We start from the raw sequence: 7251 nt of genomic DNA, 5'->3' as shown, positions 1-7251 counted from the left end.
GTTGTAGAGCGAGACGTTGCCGGCCGCGTTGGCCGAGTTGCTGTGCCGGACGATGCCGTAGTCGTTACCCGGGAAGCTGGTGCCGGTCCGGGTGCCGAGCACGGTGGTGCGGCTGGAGTTGGAGTACCAGGTCGAGCCGATGTTGGTGCAGTGCCCGGCGGTGAGGAAGTAGTACGTCGAGCCGCTGCGCACGTTGAAGCCGAGCGAGCAGCGTCCGCCGCTGGCGTAGATGGCCTGGCCGCCGGAGATCCGGGTGCTCAGCACGCCGGCCTCGGCCTCGATGCGGATCGCGCCGTTGTGCCGGGCGGCGGCGGCCCTGACCCGCTCCAGCTTGGCGCCGGTGACGGTGCTGTCGATGGAGACGACGACCTGGTTCGTGACCGGGTCGGTCCACCAGGCGGTGCCGGGGATGCTCGCGGAGCGCTCCAGCTCGCTGGTGGCGGCGTTGAGCTTGTCCGCGCCGCGCGTCACGATCTTCGGGATGGCGCCGGCGGCGCGGACCTGGCGGGCGGTGGCGGTGTCGGTCACCGTGACGATCATCTTCCCGCTGGCGTCGGCGTACGTGCCGGCCGCGCGGGCGCCGAGCTTCTCGACGAGGGTGGCGGCGGCGTCCGGCGAGAGGGCCGCGGGGGCGGCCTGCGCGGGGGCGCTGAGCAGCGAGCCGGTGACCAGGGTGCCGGCAACGGCGACTGCGGCGGCGCGGCGGAGCGTGGACCTCGTGGGTCGCATGTAACAACCTCCGAATGGGGGTGAACGGGCGCTGTCATGGGGGCGCGCCCGAGGACAACCCGGGCGACCTGGGGAAACCGCCCGGGTGCCCAAAGTATTCACACATTTAAGATCGTAAACAAGACATGGCTTTGCCCGGATTCGCACCAGCGCCCGATGTAACGCCCCAGCAACAACATCGACTCAAGGTGTCAGAGCCGGGGATCGACCCACGTCGACGTGCTGGGGGCAGGCGCGGCGAACGGTCAGGCGCGCGGGGCGGTCAGGCGCGGCGGTGGGCGCCGGGGCCGGGACGGGGCAGCACGTCGCGCGCCTCGGTGATCTCGTGCCCCTCGGCGCAGCGCAGCTCGACCCGGACCTCGGCGCCACAGTCACGATGCGCCACGCTCAGCGGGGAGCCCTCCGGGTCGGCCAGGTAACGGTCACCCCAGCCGAGCACGGCGACGAGCACCGGCCACAGGTCCAGCCCCATCTCGGTGAGCCGGTACTCGTGACGCGGCCGGCTGCCCGGCTCCCGGTACGGCTCGCGACGCAGCACCCCGCGCTCGACGAGCATGGCGAGCCGGTTGGTCAGCACCTGGCGCGGGATGCCGGTACGCACCCGCATGTCGTCGAAGCGGCGTACGCCGTTGAAGACCTCGCGCAGCACGACCAGGGTCCACCGCTCGCCGAGGACCTCCATGGCGCGCGCGATGGTGCAGTTCTCCACCGACCAGTCCAGTGCCGCGGGTCTCATCCGACCAGGCTAGGTCTGATTGACAGACTCAGCAACGCGCTGCCAGGCTGAGTCCATGACGCAGACGCAGGAACGCTCGCGCACGTTCACCTGGTCCGACCCGGCCGCCGGGGCCGCCCACCTGGGCCGGCGCAGCGGCCTGGAACTGATGCGGGCGATGATCGCCGGCGAGCTGGCCGCCCCGCCGATCATGCACCTGATCGACATGTCCCGGATGGAGGCCGAAGAGGGGCGCGTCGCGGTCGAGCTGCTGCCGCAGGAGTTCCACTACAACCCGCTCGGCACGGTGCACGGCGGCGTCCTCTCCACGCTGCTGGACACCGCCGCGGCCTGCGCCGTGCACACCACGCTGCCGCCCGGGGTCGGCTACACGTCGCTCGACCTCAACGTGAAGTTCCTGCGCCCGGTAACAGTCGACACCGGCACGCTGCGCTGCGAGGGCACTGTGCTCCAGCGGGGCCGCCGCACCGCCCTGGCCGAGGCCCGCCTCACCGACCCCGCCGACCGCCTGGTGGCCCACGCCACCTCAACCTGCCTGATCTTCCCCCTCCCCTGACCACCGCACCCCGCGCCCCCGCCGCGCCCGGCGATCTTGCGGTTGCGGCCCCCGCAGCGCCGGTTTCGCGGCATTCGCGGGGGCCGTGAGTGCAAGATCGCGCGGGAGAGAGGGGGGCGGGGTCAGCGGGTTGCGGCCAGGCGGGCTGCTCGGGCTGCGCGCTTCTCCTCGAAGCGGGACGCCTGGGTCTCCAGCATGTCCAGGTGGGCGGCGATCTGGTCGCGGGCGGTCTCGCCGTCGGCGTTCAGGCCGGTCACGTCGAACAGGTTCCACTGGCGCAGCACCGGCATCACCACCTCGTCGCGGTGCTGGCGCAGGTCGTAGATGCCGGCCAGCGCGATCGCCACCGACTTGCGGGCGAAGCCGTCGATGCCCACGCCCGGCATCTGGAAGTTGGCCAGCACGTCGGCGACCGCGCGCATGGCCTGCGACGGGGCCAGCTCGAACGCCGCGCCGAGCAGGTTGCGGTAGAAGACCATGTGCAGGTTCTCGTCCGCCGCCACCCGGGCCAGCAGCGCCTCGCACGTCGGGTCGCCGGTGGCCCGGCCCGTGTTGCGGTGCGAGATGCGGGTCGCCAGCTCCTGGAACGACACGTACGCCAGCGAGTGCAGCATCTCCTGGTCGTGGACGTTCTGGTAGCCCGCCGACATGTGCACCATGCGGGCCCGCTCCAGCGCCACCGGGTCCACCGCCCGGGTCACCGTCAGGTAGTCGCGGATCGCCGTGCCGTGCCGCCCCTCCTCGGCGGTCCACCGGTGCACCCAGGTGCCCCACGCGCCGTCGCGCCCGAACAGGGTGGCGATCTCGTGGTGGTACGAGGGCAGGTTGTCCTCGGTGAGCAGGTTGACGATCAGCGCCGTCCGGGCCACGTCGGGCAGCGTCGAGTCCTCCGGTGACCAGGCCTCGCCGCCCAGCGGGCCGTCGAAGGTGCGGCCCTCGCTCCACGGCACGTACTCGTGCGGGAACCACTCCTTGGCCAGCGACAGGTGGCGGTCGAGGTTCTTCTCGACCACCGGCTCGAGTTCGGTGAGCAGAGCGGTCTGGCTGAGCACGGTCACGACGTTCTCCCTACGGTGGCGTAACTTACGCCACCGTAGGTCCAAACGCCTTCAGACGCCAGTGCCGGCCGGGCCGACCAGCGGCTTCAGGTCCGCCCGGGGCGGCGTCCACTCGTCCGCCGAAGCGGCCACCTGCTCACCGGAACGGATGTCCTTGACCTCGTCGCCGTCCGCGCCGGGGAACCAGACGTACGGGATGCCGCGCCGCTCGGCGTACCGGATCTGCTTGCCGAACTTGGCCGCCGACGGGGACACCTCGGTCGGCACACCGCGCGACCGCAGCGCCGCCGCGACCGCGTCACTGGCCGCCCGGTCCTCCTCGGCGGTGACCGCCACCAGCACACAGGTCGGCACCGAACGGGACACCGACAGCGCCTCGGCGCCGAAGAGCAGGCCGAGCAGCCGGGTCACCCCGATCGAGATGCCCACCCCGGGGAACCGGACGTTGCCGGAACTGGCCAGGTTGTCGTACCGGCCGCCGGAGCAGATCGACCCGAACCGCTCGTAGCCGATCATCTGCGTCTCGTAGACCGTACCCGTGTAGTAGTCCAGGCCCCGCGCGATGCGCAGGTCGGCCACGCAGAGGCCGGGCGCGTGCGCGGCGGCGGTCTCCACCACGGCGGCCAGCTCCGCGACGCCCTCGTCCAGCAGCGGATCGCTCACCCCGAGGCCGCGCACCGCGTCGGCGAAGGAGGCGTCCGGCGCGGAGATCTCGGCCAGCGACAGCACGGCCTTGGCCTGCGCCTCACTCGCCCCGGCGGTGCTCGCCAGCAGCTCCGTCACCCCGGCCGGGCCGATCTTGTCGAGCTTGTCCACGGCGCGCAGCGCCGCCTCCGTGTCGGTCAGCCCGATGCCCCGGTAGAAGCCCTCGCAGATCTTGCGGTTGTTGACCTGGATACGCACCGGCGGGATCGGCAGCGACCGCAGCGCGTCACCGATGACCAGCGGCATCTCCGCCTCGTAGTGCGCCGGCAGCGTGTCCCGGTCGACGATGTCGATGTCGGCCTGGAGGAACTCCCGGTAGCGGCCCTCCTGCGGGCGCTCACCCCGCCACACCTTCTGGATCTGGTAGCGGCGGAACGGGAACTGCAGCTTGCCGGCGTTCTCCAGCACGTAGCGGGCGAACGGCACGGTCAGGTCGAAGTGCAGGCCGAGCGCGTCGTCACCGGCCGGCCCGTCGGCGTCGGCCTGCAACCGGCGCAGCAGGTACACCTCCTTGGAGGTCTCCCCCTTGCGCAGGAGCTGGTCCAGCGGCTCCACCGAGCGGGTCTCCAGCGGCGCGAAGCCGTACAGCTCGAACGTGGCGCGGATCCGGTCGAGCACGAACTGCTCGATCATCCGCTGCGCCGGCGTCCACTCGGGGAAGCCGGAAATGGGCGTGGGCTTGCTCATCACGAACTCCTTGAGAACCCGCGCGGGCGCGGGTGAGGGTCTAGAGGCCTCGGGTGGGCGCGGCCGGGCGCGCGCCGCCGGTGCCCGCCACCTCGACGAGGTACGGGTTGGTCGCGCGCTCGCGGCCGATAGTGGTCGCGGGGCCGTGGCCGGGCAGGACGACTGTGTCGTCGGCCAGCGGGAGCACCTTGTCCCGCAGGCTGGACAGCATCCGGGGCATGCTGCCGCCCGGCAGGTCGGTACGGCCGATCGAGCCGGCGAACAGCACGTCACCGGAGAGGCAGATCTGCTCCGCCTCCCAGGGCGAGCCGGCGCCGGGCAACCGGAACAGCACCGACCCGCCGGTATGGCCGGGGGCGTGGTCGACGGTGATCTCCAACCCGGCCAGCGACAGCGTCGCGCCGTCGGTCAGCTCGGCCACGTCGTCCGGCTCGGCGTACGGCAGCCGGCCGCCGAACAGCTGGGTCAGGTCCATCGACAGCGCCTTGCTCGGGTCGGCCAGCAGCTCCCGGTCGTCCGGGTGGACGTAGGCGGGGATGCCCCGCGCGCCGCAGACCGGGGCGACGGAGAACGTGTGGTCCAGGTGGCCGTGGGTGAGCAGCACGGCGGCCGGGTGCAGGCGATGCTCGGCGAGCACGGCGTCGAGCCGGTCGAGCACCCCGATGCCGGGGTCGACCACCACGCACTGCTCCCCCGGAGCGGTCGCCACCACGTAGCAGTTGGTGCCGAAGGCGTCCGCGGGAAAGCCGGCCACGAGCACGTCGCTCCCCTTTCCGTCCGGTCGTCGTCTGCTTGCAGCCTAGTCGTAGCGGCGAGCGAGTTCCGCCCGCCACCGGGCCCGTCCGCCCCGGCCGGGCTGAGATGACGGGACCTCGTACACGACATTCACAGTCGCTACCCGTACACTCTGGCGGGCGTGTGGCGTGGCGCACCCCGACCGGAACGGCGGCCGGCGCCCGGCGCCGGCGGCGATTCAGGCAGAGGAAGGGGAGCGCACGTGGCTTCCAGCAGGGACCGGCAGCGCAAACTGGCGCGGGCCAAGCTCGACCGGCAGCTCGCCCGGCGGGCGGCGGCCGCGAAGCGCCGCCGGCAGATCCGGGCCGGTGTGGGCGCCGCGGTGGTGCTCGTGCTGATCGTGGCCGGTTCCGCCTGGGCGCTCGGCGCGTTCGACTCGGAGCCGGAGAAGCAGGCCGCCGAGGACGTCTGCCTCTGGACCGCGCAGGACGGCGCCGTCAACACCAACCTCAAGGACGTCGGCGAGCCGCCCACCACGGGCCTGCCCACCTCGGGCACCCGGCCGATGACGATCACCACCAACCAGGGTGGCCCGATCACCGTCGAGCTGGACCAGACCGACGCGCCGTGCGGCGCGGCGAGCCTGAGCTACCTGGCCGGCCGCTCGTTCTTCGACAACACCACGTGCCACGAGATCACCGCCGAGGGCGCGCTGCGCTGCGGCGACCCGACCGGCACCGGGCTCGGCGGACCGACCTACTCGTTCTTCGACGAGAACCTGCCGGCCGCGCCGGAGCCCAGCCCGTCGGCCTCCCCGGCCCCGGGGCAGCCGGCGACGTACCCGAAGGGCACGGTCGCCATGATCGGCACCCCGCCGGGTAGCAACGGCAGCCAGTTCCTGATCTTCTTCAAGGACGCCAGCCCGGAGAAGCCGGCCTACTCCGTGGTCGGCAAGGTCACCGGCGGGCTCGACGTGGTGGAGAAGATCGGCGCCATGCCGACGGAGGACAATGGCAACGGCGCCAAGGTCAAGCCCAAGACGCAGATCCTGGTGCAGAGCGTCACCGTCGGCGAGCCGGGCGCGGCTCCGGCCGACAGTCCCGCGCCCTCGCCGAGCGCCAGCGCGGGCTGACCGACCCAGAGCCGGCGGCAGCCCGCCGGCTCACCCACACGTGACCGGCGGCGCGCGCGCCGACCCCAAACGCAGCAGGTGAGGAGTGACCGTGACGTCCACCAGAGACCGCCAGCGCGCGGCGGCGCGGGCCAAGCTCGAGCGGGAGATGGCGGAGCGCGCCGGCAAGGCCCGCAAGCGCCGGCAGACCCAGGCGATCGTCGGCGCCGCGGCCGTGCTGGTGCTCGTCGTTGCCGGCACGGTGTGGCTGGCCACCTCGCTCGGCGGCGACGACGACGAGCAGACGGGCGGCACGACCACTGCCGACGCCGTGCAGTGCGCGTACACGGAGGTGCCCAAGGAGGGCCGGCCGCCGCAGATCAAGGACGTCGGGCTGCCGCCGACCCAGCAGGCCGGCAAGGGCTCCCAGACGATGACCATCGACACCAACCTGGGCCCGATCACCGCCAAGATCGACCGTGCCGCCGTGCCCTGCACCGCGGGCAGCTTCACGCACCTCGCCAGCAAGGGCTTCTTCGACAACACCAAGTGCCACCGCCTGGTGACCGAGGGCATCAAGGTGCTCCAGTGCGGCGACCCGAGCGCCACCGGCAAGGGCTGGCGGGACACCGACGGCACCGGCGGGCCCAGCTACAACCTGGCCGAGGAGAACCTCCCCACCAACAAGCGCCCGCCGTACCCGGAGGGTGTCATCGCGATGGCCAACTCCGGGCAGCCGGGCAGCACCGGCAGCCAGTTCTTCATCGTGTACGGCGACTCGCCGCTCGACCCGAACTACACGGTGCTGGGCACCATCACCGGTGGCATGGACGTGGTGAAGCAGGTCGCCGCGGCCGGTGACGACGGCGCGTTCGCCAAGCAGGCCGGCGGTGGTCACCCGAAGAAGGAGATCACCATGACCAAGGTGACGATG

General features: G+C 72.3%; 8 protein-coding genes. 3 read left to right on the top strand and 5 right to left on the bottom strand.

The window, feature by feature from the left end; translation table 11 throughout:
• Nucleotides 1–729, bottom strand: a 729-nt coding sequence (locus KBX39_RS18100) for a S1 family peptidase (RefSeq protein WP_210871651.1), incomplete at its 3' end; no start/stop codon positions are given.
• A 262-nt stretch (nucleotides 730–991) separates the two neighbouring features.
• The gene (locus KBX39_RS18095) at nucleotides 992–1465 is read right to left on the bottom strand and encodes a helix-turn-helix domain-containing protein (protein ID WP_043324969.1); all 474 of its coding nucleotides are present in this window, start codon (nucleotides 1463–1465) and stop codon (nucleotides 992–994) included.
• A gap of 55 nt (nucleotides 1466–1520) precedes the next feature.
• Here KBX39_RS18095 and KBX39_RS18090 point away from each other — a divergent pair, with 55 nt between their 5' ends.
• Nucleotides 1521–2021: a PaaI family thioesterase gene (locus KBX39_RS18090; protein ID WP_064448524.1), complete on the top strand. Its 501-nt coding sequence runs from the start codon at nucleotides 1521–1523 to the stop codon at nucleotides 2019–2021.
• Between the two features lie 122 nt (nucleotides 2022–2143).
• On the opposite strand, the gene KBX39_RS18085 is transcribed toward KBX39_RS18090, so the two are convergent.
• The 3 genes from KBX39_RS18085 to KBX39_RS18075 are packed head-to-tail and all read right to left on the bottom strand — an operon-like array spanning nucleotide 2144 to nucleotide 5231.
• Nucleotides 2144–3079 carry an acyl-ACP desaturase gene (locus KBX39_RS18085; RefSeq protein WP_210871649.1) on the bottom strand — a complete coding sequence of 312 codons (936 nt, stop codon included), beginning with the start codon at nucleotides 3077–3079 and terminating at the stop codon, nucleotides 2144–2146.
• Nucleotides 3080–3130: 51 nt separating this feature from the next.
• Entirely contained in the window at nucleotides 3131–4471 is a 1341-nt protein-coding gene (gene hisS / locus KBX39_RS18080) for a histidine--tRNA ligase (protein WP_210871647.1), read from the bottom strand.
• A 40-nt stretch (nucleotides 4472–4511) separates the two neighbouring features.
• A complete protein-coding gene (locus KBX39_RS18075; protein WP_030502528.1) occupies nucleotides 4512–5231 on the bottom strand; it encodes an MBL fold metallo-hydrolase in 720 nt (239 codons plus the stop codon).
• Between the two features lie 237 nt (nucleotides 5232–5468).
• Here KBX39_RS18075 and KBX39_RS18070 point away from each other — a divergent pair, with 237 nt between their 5' ends.
• Nucleotides 5469–6338 (top strand): peptidylprolyl isomerase, encoded by an 870-nt coding sequence (locus KBX39_RS18070; protein WP_104115185.1) that lies wholly within the window; start codon nucleotides 5469–5471, stop codon nucleotides 6336–6338.
• Between the two features lie 91 nt (nucleotides 6339–6429).
• Nucleotides 6430–7251 (top strand): peptidylprolyl isomerase (locus KBX39_RS18065; RefSeq protein WP_210871645.1); only part of this gene is annotated, 822 nt, incomplete at its 3' end.

The organism is Micromonospora sp. D75 (assembly GCF_018070405.1).
Taxonomy (GTDB): Bacteria; Actinomycetota; Actinomycetes; order Mycobacteriales; family Micromonosporaceae; genus Micromonospora; species Micromonospora chalcea.
Note: the sequence above shows the minus strand (reverse complement) of the source record. Positions and strands in the feature narration are given on the sequence as shown.

What these genes read in the sequence shown, in the direction of transcription:
- KBX39_RS18095 (WP_043324969.1), bottom strand. Translation starts at nt 1,465, where the DNA reads ATGAGACCCGCGGCACTGGACTGGTCGGTGGAGAACTGCACCATCGCG.
- KBX39_RS18090 (WP_064448524.1), top strand. Translation starts at nt 1,521, where the DNA reads ATGACGCAGACGCAGGAACGCTCGCGCACGTTCACCTGGTCCGACCCG.
- hisS (WP_210871647.1), bottom strand. Translation starts at nt 4,471, where the DNA reads ATGAGCAAGCCCACGCCCATTTCCGGCTTCCCCGAGTGGACGCCGGCG.